The following is a 17,067-nucleotide window of genomic DNA, read 5'->3' as shown; positions in this document are numbered from 1 at the left end:
TGATGAAGGAAGAGAAATTGACGAAGATGTTTCAACGCTTCCCTATTAAATATTAAAAACGAATTAGCGTATTAATTATGATACGCTAATTTTTTTAATGTTGATCCCTTGTCAGAATCCTACGATACATAGTCAACATATGCTTTTAGTGGTAACCGTGTAGTCGATGCACGGGAGCTTGAAGGTTTGGAACCTAAGAAGGTAAATAGAAGTAGCCTCCCAGCTGACCCAATGGAGTTTGCTGAATTTATTGGAGGTGGAATCAATAGTGTTAGAGCCGCGGTATCCAATAGTGTAGCACGAACTATTAATGTTCTTACCAATGATGCCGTAAGAAATAAGTATGAGGTTGGGGATGATGGAGCACTAACTTTAATGACAGGAGTTCCCAAAGAATCTTTTAAAGAGAAAGCCGTCAATGGTGCTTTTGATTTAGCGACGATAGCACTTGCAGCAGTAGGAGGGCCTGAAGGTGTATTAACATCTCGGGGGACAAAATCCACGGCAATAAAGGCAATTGACGAAGTTAAAGCCGAGGCTAAAGCTATTTCTAAGGCAGCAGTAGAGAAAAATGGAACTTTAAACACAGGGCCTTTTGCTGGAGAAGGTTATCCTGCTGTAAATGGGCACAGCAGAAAGTTCACGGCAACAGAAAGAAAAGCGATTAAGGAACAAGGTTATACCCTTGGTTGTCATACTTGTGGTCAAAAAAATCCAGGTACTAAATCGGGAAATTTTATTTTAGATCACCAACCTGCAAATGCTTTGGTTCCAAATGGCTGGCCACAAACTTTCTTCCCGCATTGCAAATATTGTAGTGCTAGTCAAGGGGGAATAATTTCAGGAATGAAAAGACAGGGTATATTACCGAAAATAAGTAAATAGAATAAATATATGATAACATACAAAGGAATTCAAATCGGTATAGTAGATAATCTCTATGTTGGAACAAAAGGATTAGATTCTTATATAACAAAAGAAATTAGAGTCATTATTGGTAATAATGAGCCCGAAAACTATATAGACGTTATTAAATACATGATAGATTATATTGTAGATAATAATCCTATTATTTCTGAAAACCAAAATATTGGCTATTATTCATGGCTTTTACAATTTCGACTAGATGAAGACAACTTCTATGATCTGTATGAAGTAAACCCTAATGGTAGTGGCTTTAATAAAGGTTGCGATACGGCAATTTCAGTTGTAAGGCAACAAGGGGAAATATGTTGTCAACAAAATCTTACTCCTCTTTTTCCAAATTTCAATCAGTCTGTTGTTATATCTGATGGTGTTTACGAAGGAAAAGATATAGAAGGAATTAGATATGACGCATCTCAAGATGAGAGTGGATGGTACCTTATCACAGATGATTATAATGACGATATTAAGTCATTAAAAATGGTGCATTTTTATCATGTTGCTTTTGCTCGTCCTGATATTTTGAAATATTTAGCTTTACCTTTTGGATACAGATTTTTAATGGACAGTGGGAATATTGAAATAATTAAGGATGAAGAGGAATGACTTTGGGATAACCCATGATCGTTGATTACACACACTTGAGAAGATAAAACAAAAACATTGCAAATGTGAGTTTATATATTTATAATACAGATTGCACTCTCTAGTGATAGAAAGAAGTAGTAAAGGCTATAGAAGATTTGGTAAGTTTATGGGAAGGTATGGATGATCAGATATTTTAAATGTTGATGTTTTTCCTTCCGTTAATTATGTTAATCTTCAAAAGTTTTTGGAGAAAATGCTATCTGAAAATACATTCGATTACAAAGAAGCTTGTCTTTCAGAAACTCAGCTAAGCAATCTATAAAATTCAGTAACAGTTAGTTTATTGGTTATAAGCTAACTGTTTTACTAAAAAATCTCCTTGCTTCTAATTGGTCCATAAAATATATTCATCCAAAATTTAATAGATGAAAATAGTAGAACATATAGAAAATCATATTGGTGAAATAACAAATGCAATAAATATTACGGATAAAAAATATGATATTACAATATCCTTGCATGAACAAACCCCATTTGATGGAGTACGAACATATTCAACATTAGGACTAAATCGTTATTTTATTGGCTATTATTTCGAATTTATTTTTGTGTGTGAAAATAAGTTTAGTAAAAATGAGATAGCTTCTTTCTTAACAAGTTTTTCCGAATTTTTAATTGAGCAAAATAAAGGAGTTAAACAGGGAGATGTTATATCATTTGATTTTACGATAACTTCGGAGACTAAAATGAATTCATTATACTTTACCTTACCCTTTTATTTTGATGAAAATTTACAACAGTTAGATTTAGACGAGAGATCAGTGATTTTCCCTCTTATAGTTCCAGTTTATTATGATGAAGCTCAATTGATAAGAGAAAAAGGGTGGAATAGTTTTGAAGAATTTTTGGAAGAAAATGAAATAGACAATTTATGGGATTTAAACAGAGAATCATACTCATGGTAATTTAAAAAATGAAAAATAGGACTAGAGTTTTTTTGTTCAGAAAATCAGTAAAAAACCTCGCTGACGCGAGCACCCTGCTCGTGCCTTAGAATAAATATAAACAGGCTGCCATTTTCAAAGCAGTCTGTTTTTAGTAGTATATTACAATTTTCCTCAACCTTAGAAGGTTATTTTGACTCATTCAAAATAACTATCTTTACAATTATACAGATCAGGTAGGGAACATCAGATTAGTGTATTATAAAGATGCTTCCGGAAACCTTAGAATTGACAGAGCCACCAATTATTATCCTTTCGGATTAGAGTGTGGAGGGGAATTAAGCACTTCCAATTCTATTACTCCTTATTATAGGTATTCTTCCCAGGGACAGGAAAACCAAAGGGAGACAAAATGGAGTTCTTACCGATGGAGAAATTATGATGCTGCGATGGAAAGGTTCTTTAATGTAGATCCGTTGTCTGAATCCTACAATACATGGTCAGTATATGCATTTAGTGGTAACCGCGTCGTTGATGCACGGGAGCTTGAAGGTTTAGAACCTAAGAAAGTAAATGAAGAAGCTCCTTTGTTAGATAGAACAACAAATGGATTAAAAACATTTTTTAGTGGAGTTACCAACTTTTTTAATGAAAAATTTAACATCAAAAGAGAAATGGCAATACAAAGGAATATTGGTTCTAGAGAAATAATGATGTTGGATAGATTGGCTGGAAAATCTGCTGCACTTGGTCAAATGGGACTAGGTCTTTCAGAAACTATGAAAGGAGGTGCTTATGCTTTAGGTGAAGTATTAGATAAAGGAGGAGAATACACTTCTAACGCAGCACTTCTTGCAGCGCCAGCTACTGAAGGAGCTTCGTTAGCATTAATACCACCTGCTGAAGCAGTATCTAATTTTGGATGGGGAATAAAGTTTGGAGTTGATTTTTCAGACAGTAAATATTCGGATTTAATGATAGAAGGCTCAAAAAAAATTATAAGTACAGGTATTGGTAAAATGGGGGAAGGTTTACTTAATAAAACATTTAAATTAAATCCTTCGATGACAAAAACTGAAAAGGCAATTCATGAAACTGTAATCGGAGGAACTACAAATGTTGTTTCAAAATCTGCCGAAAATATAATTGATAAAAAGACAAAAAAATTAAATGAATAAATCTGAATTTAAATCCGTAGTTTTTTATTATTTTTTAATAATACTACTTTCTGGACTTCTGTTATTTAATGTGTATTCTATTTCTGTAAGTAGTGATTGGTCTATTTTATTTCCAATAGCAATTCAATTGCTTCTATTAATATTAGTTTTTATTAAATTTTCAAGAATTAAGTTATTATTAAAAATCTGGAGTTTGATATTTTTAATAATAGCCCCAATAATGCAACTTTTAGGAAAACTTTTAAAAGATGCATCATATGATTATCAATTTTTTGATATAAGAATTTATATTGTACCTTTCATAATGTTAATCATGGGAATAATTGTATTCTATTTTACTTCGGTAGCTATTAAAACTAATGGTAATATTTAATTATATAATACATCAACTGAGGGACTTTTCATTCTTGCTGACAAAGTCTTGACTTTGAGTTGACAAGTTTAAAACCACTGCAATGCCAGTGGTTTTATTTTAGAAAAACAATTATCTTTACAATTTACCGATCAGGTAGGAAACATCAGATTAGCGTATTACAAAGATGCTTCCGGAAATATTAAAATAGAGAGGACAACTCATTATTATCCGTTTGGGCTGGAGTTTGGCGGAGAACTAAGCACCTCGGGTTCAATTACTCCAAATTATAGATATTCTTCCCAGGGGCAGGAAAACCAAAGGGAGACAAAATGGAGTTCTTACCGATGGTGAAATTATGATGCTGCAATGGGGAGGTTTTTCAATATTGATCCTTTAGCAGAAACCTATCATGCATGGTCTACATATGCTTTTAGTGGCAACAGAGAAGACTGGAATGAGACAATTATTGAAAAATTCCAACATGAAATATACGAAAATGATTTATTAATATTATCCAGAATAGAAATTCTTCCGGAGTATAGAGGAGTGGGAATAGGGCATAAATGGATAAAAGACTTTTATGTTAATTTCATCCAAGGTTGTGGCTTAATGGCTCTAAAGGTATTTCCATTACAATGTGAATCGGATCATACATTAGGTAGAGATAAAGATTGGTGTGATGAAATGGGATATGATAAAATGGAAAAAGGCAATGATGCTTTTGAAAGCTTATTACAATTTTATTTAAAAATCGGTTTTCAAATTTTTTCCGACATATCTAAAACAATCATTTTTATTAATCCATTGTTAAGAAATGAAAAATTTTAAATCCAATTTGATTGATAAGTTATTAAATTTGGGCGTCCACAGGATACAATTGTCGTTACAAATGTTGTTACAATTAAAAATAAAACAATATAACACATTGATAACCATAAATAAAAAGTAGTTCCTCCAATACAGCTCCTATTGTAAATGCCGGGAATAATTATACCATTCCTAAGAGTACTCCGTTTAAATTAACAGGCTCCGCAACAGATGCTGAAAATAATGGACTTACCTATTGCTGGGAACAAAATGATACGGGGCCGGCAGGAAACTGGAATGCTCCAGTCGGAAATGCTCCTTTATTCAGATCATTTATGCCTACTACTGTTCCTTACAGATATTTTCCTCAAATTACCGATGTGATCAATAATGTTTCTACCAGAGGAGAAATTTTACCATCCTATGGAAGAACTATGGAATTCAGACTAACTGTAAGAGATAATAATGCCGGTTGTGGCGGAGTTGCCAATGATGATGCCTCTGTTACTGTTGACGGAAATTCAGGACCATTCTTAGTAACAGCACCTGCTTCCGCTGTAAACTGGAATGGTGACACTTCTCAAACAATAACCTGGGATGTAGCAAATACAACTGCAGCTCCTGTAAGTTGTGCCAATGTAAGTATTTTACTTTCAACAGACGGTGGTCTTACATATCCTATCACGATCGCAGCTTCTACACCAAATGATGGCTCTGAAACTGTAACCATTCCTAATGTGAGCACGGCACAAGCCAGAATTATGGTTGCTGGAGAAGGAAATGTCTTTTATAATATTAACCCTGTTAATTTCACGATTAGTAAGGTATTAGGGGTTAACGAAACTAAAGGAAACAATGATGTATTTGTAGTATATCCTAATCCAAGCAAAGGCCTTCTGAATATCAAGTTTACCAATTCAAATGAAATCTATGATATTGCGATCTATGATGTAAGTGGTAAATTGGTATTGAGCAAGTCCAATAATAAAGCGGATCATGATCAAGTGGGTACCTTTAATTTAACCCACTTAGTTAAAGGAGATTATTTAATTAATGTTAAAACTAAAAATATGGATAAAACAATCAAATGGATTAAAGAATAAATACCATATTAATTATACAATAAAGGCTGTTTTACTTGTAAAACAGCCTTTATTATTTTTATTATTTATCAGGTTATTGAGCTAATACTGGCTCAATGAGTCTGGTTAAACCACTCTTAAATATTGTTTATCCTTTACCAGCCATAACCCGATAAACGTCAACAGTCCATTCAGAACAATCAGTTCTACACCAATCCGGTAATCGGTATAAGAAGTTACCGCAAAATTGATCAGATAGGTAAGGACAGGAGCTAAAATGGTTACGGTAAGAATAGAATATTTTCTTGATATTTTAAATTTGGTAAAAATTCCGAAAGCAAAAAGACCTAAAAGCGGTCCGTAAGTATATCCGGCAACTTCCATAATAAGATAGACAATCGATTTATCATTCATCGTTTTGAAAACCATAATCAGGATAAAGAAAACCACGGTGAAAATCAAATGTACTCTCATACGAAGGTGTTTTTTTTCTTTTTCAGATTTGGTTTTGTCTTCATTAAGATTTAAAAGGTCTACGCAGTAAGAGCTTGTCACAGCAGTTAAAGCTCCATCTGCTGAAGGGAATAATGCTGAAATTAAACCGATAATAAAAATGATGGAAATGGCCATCGGGAAATATCCCTGAAGTGATAAGGCCGGGAAAAGGTCGTCACCCATAATGTTTTTTATATTTCCTGACGCATCTTTAAATCCGAAAATATTGGTCACCGTTTCAGAATTTATCACTCCATATTCTGCTCCGTTTTGCAATGCAAAAAGATAAAGTAAACCGCCTAAAAATAAGAACGCAAGATTTACAAACAGAAGCGTTCCTGCAAAAGTCAGCATGTTTTTCTTCGAGTTCTTAAGGTTATCCACAGAGATGTTTTTCTGCATCATTTCCTGATCCAGACCCGTCATGGCAATCGTAATGAAGATTCCTCCCAAAATTGTTTTTAGAAAAAATGTCTTGGAATTGGGATCAAAATTGATAAAATGGGTATAGTTCTTCTGTTCCAAAATAGTATAGGCTTCACCAAATGATAAATTCAGATTGGATAAAATATAGACAATACACGCCACCAAACTGATGATCATAAAAGAGGTCTGTAATGTATCCGTAATCACAATAGTTTTTACCCCGCCTTCAAAGGTGTATAAAAGAACCATCAGCAAAAGCACAAGAGCAGTAACCCAAAAAGGAACACCTAATCCCTCAAGTAAAAATATCTGTAAAACATTCACCACCAGATATAACCTTGCAGTAGCACCTATAGCTCTGGATATGATAAAAAATATAGATCCTATTTTATGGGCTTCCACATTAAATCTTTTTCCAAGATAGGTGTAAATGGAAGTAAGGTTCATCTTATAATACAATGGAAGGAGTATGGCTGCAACAATAAAATACCCGATGAAAAAGCCAATCACCATCATATAATATTCGAAACCTCCAAAAATATATTCGGAGCCGGTCATTTTTCCGACTGTTCCCGGAACGGAAATAAAAGTAACCCCACTTAAGCTGGTTCCTATCATTCCAAATGCAACGAGCCACCATTTACTTTTTTTATTACCGATAAAAAAGGACTGATTATCAGAATTTCGGCTTGTGAAATAAGAAATCACTAAAAGGCCGATGAAATAGATAAAAACAAATAGCAAAAGGATAGTTCCGGAATTCATGCTTATATTTTAAATTTCAGCAAATATATAAAAAAGATCAGTCGTGAATGAGGAATTTACTTCACAGTCGATTTTTATAGGTTGATAACATGAAATATTTGCAGGTTTTGCATTTAAAACAGGAAAATAAAAAACCTTCCAGATACGTACTGAAAGGTTAATATGGTAAGGGTGGAGAATAGTGATTAATTCACTAAAACATCTTGTAATTCCTCACTCTTCTGGAAGCTTGCTTTAGCGAAAGGGCAGAGGGGGATAATCTTCTTGCCGTTCTTTCTGGCAAAATCTACAGCTGCCAAAAGCATTTCTTTACCTACTCCTTTTCCGTTGTAGGCTTCTTCCACTTCAGTGTGGTCAATAATAAATCTTTCTTCTCCTGCCCAAGTGTAAGTCATCATTCCTGCGCGTCTTCCATCTATGAAAGCTTCAAAACTTCCGTGTTTCTCGTCGTTGTTTTGTTTTACTTCGATCATGTTATGAGAATTTAGTTAGTATTTCTATATCGTTGGTTAGTATTTTATGAACAGGGCAGGCATCGGCAATAGTGTGCAGTCTTTTCATCTGCTCATCATCCAGAACTCCTTCAAAGGTAATGTCTCTTTTGAAAATTGCTCTTTTGGTCAGCGGATAATTTTCAAGCTCTACCTCTACATTGATGTTTTCCACATCCCACTCCTTTCTTTCGATATACATTCTTAAAGTGGCCGCTGTACAGCTTGCCAGAGAGGTTGCCAGAATTTCCATAGGGTTGAAACCTTTGTTCTGCCCACCTTTATCAATAGGTTCGTCAGTGATGATTTTATTATCACCAGCTGTTACCTCTGTATAATATTTTGTTTTTCCTAAACTAGCTTTTACTGTTACCGCCATTATTTTTGTGTGTTGAATTTATAACTTAATGCTCCTGACGGGCATTGATCTATTTGTTCTTTAAGTTCTCCAGGTGTTGCATTTTCTGCTTTTATCCAGGGTCTGTCTTTAGGATTATAGACTTTAGGAAGCATTTTTACACATACAGCCGAGTGGATACACTTTTGAGGCTGCCAGATGACAGTAATGTCGCCGTTGGGATATTCGTGTGTTTCCATATTAATTTTCTTTTAATGTTTTTTCGATTCTTCTGTCCGGAATCAGCCATATGAGAGCCACGATATAATAAAAACCTATGGCAATATAAGGATAAAAAAATGAAGTAGCGATTCCCAGAACGTAAAATATAATAGAGATGTATTCTTTATATTTCGAATGTATTGCTTCTTTCAGCTTTGAATTTTCTCCCTCACACCGGATGATGACATGCTCCAGAATGGTGTAGGCAATAGCAGCCATGATAAGCCCGAAACCATATGCGGCCACTGGATTTTTGGTAAAATGGGTTGTTCCAATCCACTCTGTTGCAATAGGCATCATAGAGAGCCAAAACAGAAGGTGAAGATTCGCCCAGAGAATACTGCCGTTTACTTTTTTTACCGTCTGAAACAGATGATGATGGTTGTTCCAGTAAATTCCTACATAGATAAAGCTGAAAATATAGGCTAGAAATTTAGGAAGAAGAGGCTTGAGACTAGACCAGTTACTACCTTCAGGTACTTTCAGTTCAAGTACCATAATGGTAATGATGATGGCTAAAACGCCGTCACTGAATGCCTCCAGTCTTCCTTTATTCATTAGCTTTTACCTGAGATTTAAAATTTTCTATCTTAGTTTTCAAATCATTCAGCATATCGGGATTGATAACACCGGTTTCAAGGTCGAAATTTTCATAAAACTTAGGCAATGAAAAAGTATCCTTGATATCTGCTGCAAACTGAGGGAAAAATGTCTTGGCTGTATTCATTACATTTCCGCCGCCATAACCGCCGGGAGAGGTACTCATCAAAAGCATGGGCTTGTTCTGAAATACCTTTACATTAATCCTTGAGGCCCAGTCGAAAACATTTTTAAATGCTGCGCTGTAAGATCTGTTGTGCTCTGCAAGAGAACAGATAATGACATCACAGTCTTCAATCACTTGGAGAAACTGATGCGCCTCATCCGGAAAACCTTTCTTTTCAAGATCTACGGAAAAAACAGGCATGCTGAAATTATTGAGGTCAATAAAATTGATCTCTTCATCCTGAAAATCCTTTAAGACAAACTTTACCAGTTCTCTGTTGATGGAAGTGGAAGAAGTACTTCCTGCAAATGCTAATATTTTCATGGTTTTTTATACTGCTGGCTGAATTTATTTTCTGTTTAAAATAGCTTTAGGAAGTGGAACGTATTCCTGCTCGTCACCAGGAACCAAAGGAAATGCCTCATGATTCTGATCGTTCCAGTTTACTTTAGCTTGGTCCAGCATCTCTTTATCAGAGTTTACAAAATTCCAGAATATAAACCTTTCCTCATCAAAAGGTTCTCCTCCGAAAAGATAAACTGTTCCTTTTTCACTCATCTCGAATTCACAAAGTGTTGTATCCTTTGCAATCATCAGCTGTTTTGATCCATAAGAGTTTCCATCCGTGGTTACTGTTCCATCCAGAACATACATGGCTGCTTCCCCATAAAGATCTTTTCCTATGCTTATTTTTTTTGCTTCTTTTGTTTTAATCTCAAGGAAAAAAAGTTTGCTGTGTACAGGAACAGGAGATGTTCTTCCAAATGCCTCACCGGCAATAAGTTTGTACTGAATTCCATCCTCTTCCCAAACTGGAATATCATTTTCTTCGATGTGGTGAAAAGTAGGTTCAGACTGCTCGAGATGCTTTGGAAGACCTACCCAGATCTGAAATCCGTGAAGCCTTTTATCGCTGTGTCTTAAATATTCGGGGGTTCTCTCAGAATGTACCACACCTTTTCCGGCGGTCATCCAATTAACAGCACCGGGCTTTATTTCAACCGCACTTCCTATGCTGTCTCTATGAAAAATAGATCCTTCAAGCAGGTAAGTTAATGTTGATAACCCGATATGTGGATGCGGTGGAACATCGAGATTTTGATAATCTTTTAGCTCCGAAGGGCCCATATGGTCGATAAAAACGAAAGGGCCTACCGCTCTTTTCTCACGGAAAGGAAGAAGTCTTCCTACCAGGAAATTTCCGATATCTGCTGCTTTTTCTTCGATGATAAGTCCAATATTTGACATTGTATAATGATACTTTTTTATGGTTTAATTTAATTGAAATACTTGTAGGATGGAATTAAAGTTGATGATATCCTTCAAATTTTTCATCAACAATACGCTTCCATTCCGGATGTTTTTTGATATAAGCGAAAACGTAAGGACAAAATGGTAAAAGTTTCTTTCCGCTTTCCTCAATAAAGTTCAATGTTTTTTCTACAACGGCTACCGCTGCCCCGGTTCCTGCAAGCTCAGGCTCGGCCTCCGTATGGATAAGTGCAATTTGATGAGTCGTTTCGCGATAATCAATGAATGCATAATGTCCGTTAAATTCTATTTCAAATCTTGTATCTGCTTTTACAAGAGGTATATTTTCAAATTCTGGTTTCATAAACTGTGGTATTAAAAAATGATAGGCTGAAAAATCTTCTCTGATGGATAAAAATGACTGATGACTAAACCTTACAGATTTCTGTAGTCTGTAAGGCCGTCAACAAATCATATATTATCTACTGTAATAATTTTTTAAATATTGTTTATTAAATACTGAGTCTATTAAATAAACATCCTATGGTTAACCTAACATTATATAAAGTTAGTAAAAAAGGAATAAGTAAAGATTAAGAGAAATTTAATTCTGCTAATCTTCCAGGTAACCGAATTTTCCGGTATTAAAATCTTCAAAAGCCTGCATGATTTCTTCTCTGGAATTCATCACAAATGGACCATGAGGATAGATAGGTTCACTGATCGGTTCACCGCTTAAAATTAAAACAACAGCATCTTCAGTAGCTTCGATCGTGAAAGTGTTGCCTTCATTCTTAAACAGTGCCAGATGATCTGCTTTTACTTTTTCTTCTCCATTGATGATGATACTTCCCTCAATCACCAACGCGGTGGTATTGAAGTGTGCCGGGAAATTAAATTCTGCTTTTCCCCCTGCTTTAAGTTTTGCATTCATCATGTTAACGGGAGTGAAAGTAGTGGCAGGACCTTTGTGTCCTTGATATTCTCCTGCAATAACTTCTACCAGTCCATTGTTCCCTAGATCTACTCTTTCCATGCTGGAATTTTCAATAGCCTGGTATTTTGGACTGCTCATCTTGTCTTTTGCAGGAAGATTGACCCAAAGCTGAACCATCTGAAAAATTCCTCCTTTTTTTGACCACTCAGTTTCGTGATATTCTTTATGCAAAACTCCTTTTGCAGCTGTCATCCACTGTACATCACCTTCACCTATAATTCCTCCTCCACCGGCACTGTCGTGATGTTCTACTTTTCCATTATAGGCAATGGTAACTGTTTCAAAACCTCTATGCGGATGAACTCCTACACCTCTGGGTGTATCTGTGCCGTTAAAATGAAATTTTGAATTGTAGTCAAGCATAATGAATGGATCCATTCTTTTCATGTCTAATCCATGTACTCCCGGTATAAAATTATGAACTCTAAAACCGTCACCTACAAAATGTGCAGGTCTAGGAGATACTACAATTTCTACTTTTTTAGTTGCCATAATATTGTTGATTTATATACACAAAAATACCATAGCTAAGACTAAAATACATTGATCTGTGTTAAGTTCGTAAGAAAATACAGGTGTACTCACAAAATGATCGCGAGATGAAAACTGCCGGGTAAATGAATGGATGCATGGAGATATTATATGGTTTGGACATACATCTTTATCAACCAGAAATGACAAAATGTTGAGCTTTGAATTTTATTTAAATAACAGATAATGTGTGTTATAGGTGCGTGTTTTCTTTTGAAAATGAATTAGTCTTCTTTCGATTTCATATTTTTACCATCCGAAACATGAAGCCTTCTGAAAACAAAGCCGGATAAAATAGTTAATATTCCTACGGTGAGAAAAGTCCAGCGGAAGGCATTGTGAATTTCACCATTGATAAGATCTGTATTTTCAAATATTTTTAAAACAATCAGCCCGAAAGCAATTCCAAAACCAATGGCGAGCTGTTGGTTGACAGATATTAAAGAATTACCACTGCTGGTCTGAAAATTTCTGAGATCTGCAATGGAAATTGTATTCATGGAAGTAAACTGAATAGAGTTAAAGAACCCCAAAATTGCAATAATAGGAACAAACCAGTATAAAGAAGTATGGATGTCAGGAATAGCCAAAAGACAGATCAGGGTTCCAATGATGAATGTATTGATCATTAAGGTCTGCCGATAGCCGTATTTATCAAGAATTTTGATGACTGAGGACTTTCCGAAAATTGCCGTTAAAGCCATTGGAGCAATGATCCATCCGGAAGTAACGGCGGACTGTTTATAGGCAATCTGAATCATCAGCGGAAGGAGTAGTGGCACCGAGCTGATTCCAAGTCTTGTGGCAAGGTTTCCTACAATTCCTACACGGAACGTTCTTACCTGAAATAAATTCAGAGGGAAAATAGGATTTCCTTCTCTTCTTGCATGTTTATAGTAATAATAAAGAAACAGGAAGCCCATAATGAAAACCAGAAGGACCGGGGTGATGTTCTGTATATCTCCAAAAAGTTCCAACGAAACCGAAAGCAACAGAGTAGCGGCGGCAAAAATTAAAAAGCCTTTTAAGTCGAAATCTACATTCTCAGATTTATAATTCGGCATAAATTTTAATCCCAAAACAATTCCTAAAACTCCAATGGGTATATTGATCAGGAATATCCAGTGCCATGAAAGATAATCAACCATATAACCACCCACCAACGGACCCAGTACCGGACCGATAAGTGCGGGAATAATGGCAAAATTCATCGCTTTAAGCAATTCATTTTTATCAAAGGTTTTAATGAGGGCCAGCTTACCAACAGGAGTCATTAAACTTCCCCCAACTCCCTGAACAACCCTTGATATCACAAGTTGTGTTAGATTCTGAGACAAGGAACAGAATAAAGAGCCGAGGCTGAATAGGATTAAAGAAAAAATAAATATTTTTTTTGTTCCAAACCTGTCTGCCAAAAATCCACTGGCAGGCATGAAAACGGCTAAGGTCAGAACATAGCTGATGATAGCATTCTGCATATTAAGCGGAGATTCATGAAGGTCTTTTGCTATGGAGGGCAGAGATGTATTCAGAATCGTTGAATCCAGCATTTGCATAAAAATCGCTGTAGCCAGGATCAGTGGAAGAATTTTCTTTATTGAGGTCTGTTGTGGAGTTGTCGCTTCTGTCATTTTATATAGGCTGAAATATCTAAAATCTTCCAGGCTTATTTATTTGAAGAAAAATGCTTGCTTTAAGCAGTTTGAATCTTTAGATAAAGAAATCCATATAAAATTAAAAAAGTCCTGCGAGATATCACAGGACTTTTTGATTTATTTTCTAGGTTTTTCTACTCCTTTCCACTCATCACCGGCTTTTCTGTACTGGCTTAGAATATAAGTTTTGAAATCTTTTGTTTTGTATTCAATATTATCGGTATTCTGCTCAAACGGCATGATATAATAATAATCTACGTCTGTTTTATCGGACTTGTTTCCTTTTTTTACAGAAGGAACATATTTGGAGAACTTATAACTTGGAAGATATTGTCTTAATCTTGTGTAGAAGGCCTTATCTTCTTTTTCGTTAGGGATGATGTCTACAATGTTGAAATCATCTTTTTTCTTATCAATCCAAAGATAGTATGTTTTCTCTTCTCCCATATTTCTGTTGTTAGAATTAAAAGCAAACAATTCTTTTGGAACCAGTTCTTTGATTTTTTCCGGATCAACTTTAGTGTAATATTGTCCCTTAGAAGGATCTACATACGTTTCAAGATTATACATTAAAACAGAATTGTTTTCAAATTTTTTATTCTTAAAATATTGATTCAATGATAATTCTGCCGTAGCTCTCAATTCTTTACTTCTGTCATCCAGTTTTTTAGTAGGGTTCTGAGGATTTACTTTCTTCACAAACTCATATAATACTGCAGGTTTTACATCTTTAAGGTGAGGATACGTTTTAAGCTGTTCTGCTTTTACCAGCCAGTAGAATTGTTGATAATAATCATCTTTATCAACATCTTTCACACTTTTGTAGGCTAAAGCCAGCTTTTTTGAATTCAGGTATTTGCCAAATTTTCCCTGTCCAAAAGCAAAACTTATAGATAATAAGGCAAACAAAACAGTAAGGTTTCTTCTCATTTTTTTTATAATTGATATTTTCGTTTTCCAAATATAATTATTTATTAGATATTATTTTTGATTGTCACCTAAATTCTGTCGATATTGTTGCCGTTAATTCAAAAGAAAATCCTGTATTGCTACAGGATTGATAAATTATTGCATTAGAAGTTAGATGATAGAAGGTGGAAGTTAAAATAAAAAACTTTCAAAATCAGGGTACATTCTGCTTTGCAAGTGAATGACGAATCAATATAATATCATAATTAATAAGTATGGATTTACCATTCACTCTGATCTGTCCTTATATTTCAAATTTCGATCACCTAAGCTCTAAACCTGTATCTTAATAAGATGTTTCATGTACTTTTACAGCTCTTCCGCTTGGGTCGTTCATTTTTTTGAATGCTTCGTCCCATTCCAGAGCAATAGGAGTGGAGCAGGCTACAGAAGGTACAGAAGGTACCGTTGCAGCTGCTGTTTCACTTGGGAAATGCTCTTCAAAAATAGTTCGGTAGCGGTATTCCTCTTTGTTTTGAGGCGTGTTCAGCGGGAATCTGAATTTTGCATTAGCCATCATTTCATCCGTTACTTCTTTTTCTGCTACTTCTTTTAAAGTATCGATCCATGAATATCCCACACCGTCTGAGAATTGTTCTTTCTGTCTCCAGGCAATAGAGGGCGGAAGAAGATCTTCAAACGCTTTTCTCAATACCCATTTTTCAATTTTACCTTCAGCGATATTGATCATTTTATCTTTTGGGTTAAGAGTCATCGCAATATCCATAAATTCTTTATCCAGGAAAGGAACCCTGCCTTCTATTCCCCAGCTCATTAATGCTTTGTTGGCTCTCAGGCAATCATAAAGGTGAAGCTTGCTCAGTTTTCTTACGGTTTCATCATGGAATTCCTTGGCGTTAGGCGCTTTATGGAAATACAGATATCCACCAAAAAGTTCATCAGAACCTTCCCCGGAAAGTACCATTTTGATTCCCATAGATTTGATGACTCTTGCCAACAGATACATTGGGGTAGAAGCCCTGATGGTTGTCACATCATACGTTTCCAAATGATAGATGACGTCACGCACAGCGTCAAGTCCTTCCTGAACGGTAAAGTTGACTTCATGATGAACAGATCCGATATGTTCTGCCGCTTTTTGTGCTGCTGCAAGGTCGGGGGATCCTACAAGTCCTACAGCAAAACTGTGAAGTCTTGGATACCATGCTTCCTGAGTGTCACCACTTTCAACTCTTTGTCTTGCAAATTTCGCAGTAATAGCAGAAATTACTGAAGAATCTAAACCTCCGGAGAGAAGTACTCCATAAGGAACATCGCTCATCAATTGTCTGTGGACAGCATCTTCAAGACCTTTTCTGATCTTGGCAATATCAGTGGTGTTATCTTTTACATGATCGAAACTTTCCCAGTCTCTTGTGTACCATTGCTGAAGTTCGCTGCCATCTTTGCTGTATACTAAATGTCCTGGTAAAAATGTCTCTATTGTTTTGCATACTCCTTCCAGTGCTTTTAACTCGGAAGCTACATAATAATTGCCGTTTCTATCCCATCCCTGATATAGAGGACAGATTCCCATATGGTCGCGGGCAATCAGGTATACTTCGTTTTCAGTATCGTATAATGCGAATGCAAAAATCCCATTCAGTTTTTCAACAAAATCTTTTCCGTATTTTCTGTAAAGGGCTAGGATCACTTCACAGTCGGATTGAGTCTGAAACTCATAATCAGGAAATTCTTCTTTTAATTCTCTATGGTTGTAGATTTCACCGTTTACAGCTAATACTACTTTTCCGTCTTTCGTAAATAAGGGTTGCTTTCCTGAAGTAGGATCCACAATAGCAAGTCTTTCGTGAGAAAAAACAACTTTCTCATCCTGAAATACTCCACTCCAATCCGGTCCCCTGTGACGGATTTTTTTTGACATTTCTAAAACCTGAGGTCTTAATATTTCGGTTTTTTGTTTGGCGTCAAATAGACATACAATTCCACACATGTTCTTATTATTTATGAAACAAAAGTAAATGTGTTGTTTATAAATAACAATAAAAAATGTTTAAAGGTTAATTTTTTTAATTAAATAGTTTTTGAAAAAGAAAAATATTAACTATTTGTATTGATTTATATGTTTTTGATTAATTTTTTTCGTTAGCCAGATGCCTCTAATATCCATATACAAAATAAAAATGACATATTTATTAATATATGGTAATTTATTTAATGAATTTTAACCCTTACTTTGTGGCTCGAAATAATTTTTTTTCAT

At 35.2% G+C, this 17,067-nt stretch carries 19 protein-coding genes; 7 read left to right on the top strand and 12 right to left on the bottom strand.

Annotated features, from left to right (window positions below):
* The first annotated feature begins 231 nt into the window (after positions 1 to 231).
* From DRF57_RS22225 to DRF57_RS22195, 7 genes are all read left to right on the top strand, one after another.
* Positions 232 to 885, top strand: a complete 654-nt coding sequence (locus DRF57_RS22225; RefSeq protein WP_123863372.1) for a hypothetical protein — start codon at positions 232 to 234, stop codon at positions 883 to 885.
* Between the two features lie 9 nt (positions 886 to 894).
* Positions 895 to 1,530, top strand: a complete 636-nt coding sequence (locus tag DRF57_RS22220) for an immunity protein Imm33 domain-containing protein (protein ID WP_115920920.1) — start codon at positions 895 to 897, stop codon at positions 1,528 to 1,530.
* A 407-nt stretch (positions 1,531 to 1,937) separates the two neighbouring features.
* Positions 1,938 to 2,477: a suppressor of fused domain protein gene (locus DRF57_RS22215; protein WP_115920918.1), complete on the top strand. Its 540-nt coding sequence runs from the start codon at positions 1,938 to 1,940 to the stop codon at positions 2,475 to 2,477.
* A gap of 233 nt (positions 2,478 to 2,710) precedes the next feature.
* The gene (locus DRF57_RS22210; protein ID WP_157969926.1) at positions 2,711 to 3,634 is read left to right on the top strand and encodes an RHS repeat-associated core domain-containing protein; all 924 of its coding nucleotides are present in this window, start codon (positions 2,711 to 2,713) and stop codon (positions 3,632 to 3,634) included.
* Complete coding sequence (locus DRF57_RS22205; protein ID WP_115920914.1) at positions 3,627 to 4,007, top strand: hypothetical protein; 381 nt, start codon at positions 3,627 to 3,629, stop codon at positions 4,005 to 4,007. The genes DRF57_RS22210 and DRF57_RS22205 overlap by 8 nt, the downstream gene beginning before the upstream one ends.
* A gap of 348 nt (positions 4,008 to 4,355) precedes the next feature.
* On the top strand, positions 4,356 to 4,817 hold the full coding sequence (locus DRF57_RS22200; RefSeq protein WP_115920912.1) for a hypothetical protein: 462 nt from the start codon (positions 4,356 to 4,358) through the stop codon (positions 4,815 to 4,817).
* A gap of 314 nt (positions 4,818 to 5,131) precedes the next feature.
* The gene (locus tag DRF57_RS22195) at positions 5,132 to 5,899 is read left to right on the top strand and encodes a T9SS type A sorting domain-containing protein (protein ID WP_115920910.1); all 768 of its coding nucleotides are present in this window, start codon (positions 5,132 to 5,134) and stop codon (positions 5,897 to 5,899) included.
* 105 nt (positions 5,900 to 6,004) lie between these two features.
* Here DRF57_RS22195 and DRF57_RS22190 read toward each other — a convergent pair whose 3' ends face one another.
* The 12 genes from DRF57_RS22190 to asnB form a co-directional block, all read right to left on the bottom strand.
* A complete protein-coding gene (locus DRF57_RS22190) occupies positions 6,005 to 7,564 on the bottom strand; it encodes a sodium:solute symporter (RefSeq protein WP_047489099.1) in 1,560 nt (519 codons plus the stop codon).
* Positions 7,565 to 7,749: 185 nt separating this feature from the next.
* Positions 7,750 to 8,037 carry a GNAT family N-acetyltransferase gene (locus tag DRF57_RS22185; protein WP_002984420.1) on the bottom strand — a complete coding sequence of 96 codons (288 nt, stop codon included), beginning with the start codon at positions 8,035 to 8,037 and terminating at the stop codon, positions 7,750 to 7,752.
* 1 nt (position 8,038) lies between these two features.
* A complete protein-coding gene (locus DRF57_RS22180; RefSeq protein WP_047489096.1) occupies positions 8,039 to 8,434 on the bottom strand; it encodes an OsmC family protein in 396 nt (131 codons plus the stop codon).
* Positions 8,434 to 8,652, bottom strand: coding sequence for a (4Fe-4S)-binding protein (locus DRF57_RS22175; RefSeq protein WP_047489091.1), 219 nt, complete (start codon positions 8,650 to 8,652; stop codon positions 8,434 to 8,436). The genes DRF57_RS22180 and DRF57_RS22175 overlap by 1 nt, the downstream gene beginning before the upstream one ends.
* 1 nt (position 8,653) lies before the next feature.
* Entirely contained in the window at positions 8,654 to 9,232 is a 579-nt protein-coding gene (locus DRF57_RS22170) for a TMEM175 family protein (RefSeq protein ID WP_115920908.1), read from the bottom strand.
* Positions 9,225 to 9,764: an NADPH-dependent FMN reductase gene (locus tag DRF57_RS22165; RefSeq protein ID WP_047489085.1), complete on the bottom strand. Its 540-nt coding sequence runs from the start codon at positions 9,762 to 9,764 to the stop codon at positions 9,225 to 9,227. Before DRF57_RS22165 ends, DRF57_RS22170 begins: the two co-directional genes overlap by 8 nt.
* A gap of 24 nt (positions 9,765 to 9,788) precedes the next feature.
* Entirely contained in the window at positions 9,789 to 10,688 is a 900-nt protein-coding gene (locus tag DRF57_RS22160) for a pirin family protein (RefSeq protein ID WP_115920906.1), read from the bottom strand.
* A 55-nt stretch (positions 10,689 to 10,743) separates the two neighbouring features.
* Positions 10,744 to 11,055, bottom strand: coding sequence for a GNAT family N-acetyltransferase (locus DRF57_RS22155; protein WP_047489077.1), 312 nt, complete (start codon positions 11,053 to 11,055; stop codon positions 10,744 to 10,746).
* A gap of 249 nt (positions 11,056 to 11,304) precedes the next feature.
* Positions 11,305 to 12,180: a pirin family protein gene (locus tag DRF57_RS22150; protein ID WP_115920904.1), complete on the bottom strand. Its 876-nt coding sequence runs from the start codon at positions 12,178 to 12,180 to the stop codon at positions 11,305 to 11,307.
* A gap of 263 nt (positions 12,181 to 12,443) precedes the next feature.
* Entirely contained in the window at positions 12,444 to 13,850 is a 1,407-nt protein-coding gene (locus DRF57_RS22145; RefSeq protein ID WP_047489071.1) for an MFS transporter, read from the bottom strand.
* Between the two features lie 141 nt (positions 13,851 to 13,991).
* A complete protein-coding gene (locus tag DRF57_RS22140) occupies positions 13,992 to 14,804 on the bottom strand; it encodes a hypothetical protein (protein WP_047489069.1) in 813 nt (270 codons plus the stop codon).
* Between the two features lie 325 nt (positions 14,805 to 15,129).
* A complete protein-coding gene (gene asnB, locus DRF57_RS22135) occupies positions 15,130 to 16,797 on the bottom strand; it encodes an asparagine synthase B (protein WP_047489066.1) in 1,668 nt (555 codons plus the stop codon).
* Between the last annotated feature and the right edge of the window lie 270 nt (positions 16,798 to 17,067).

Origin of the sequence: Chryseobacterium rhizosphaerae (assembly GCF_003385455.1) — a bacterium.
In the GTDB taxonomy this organism is placed as follows: Bacteria; Bacteroidota; Bacteroidia; order Flavobacteriales; family Weeksellaceae; genus Chryseobacterium; species Chryseobacterium rhizosphaerae.
Note: the sequence above shows the minus strand (reverse complement) of the source record. Positions and strands in the feature narration are given on the sequence as shown.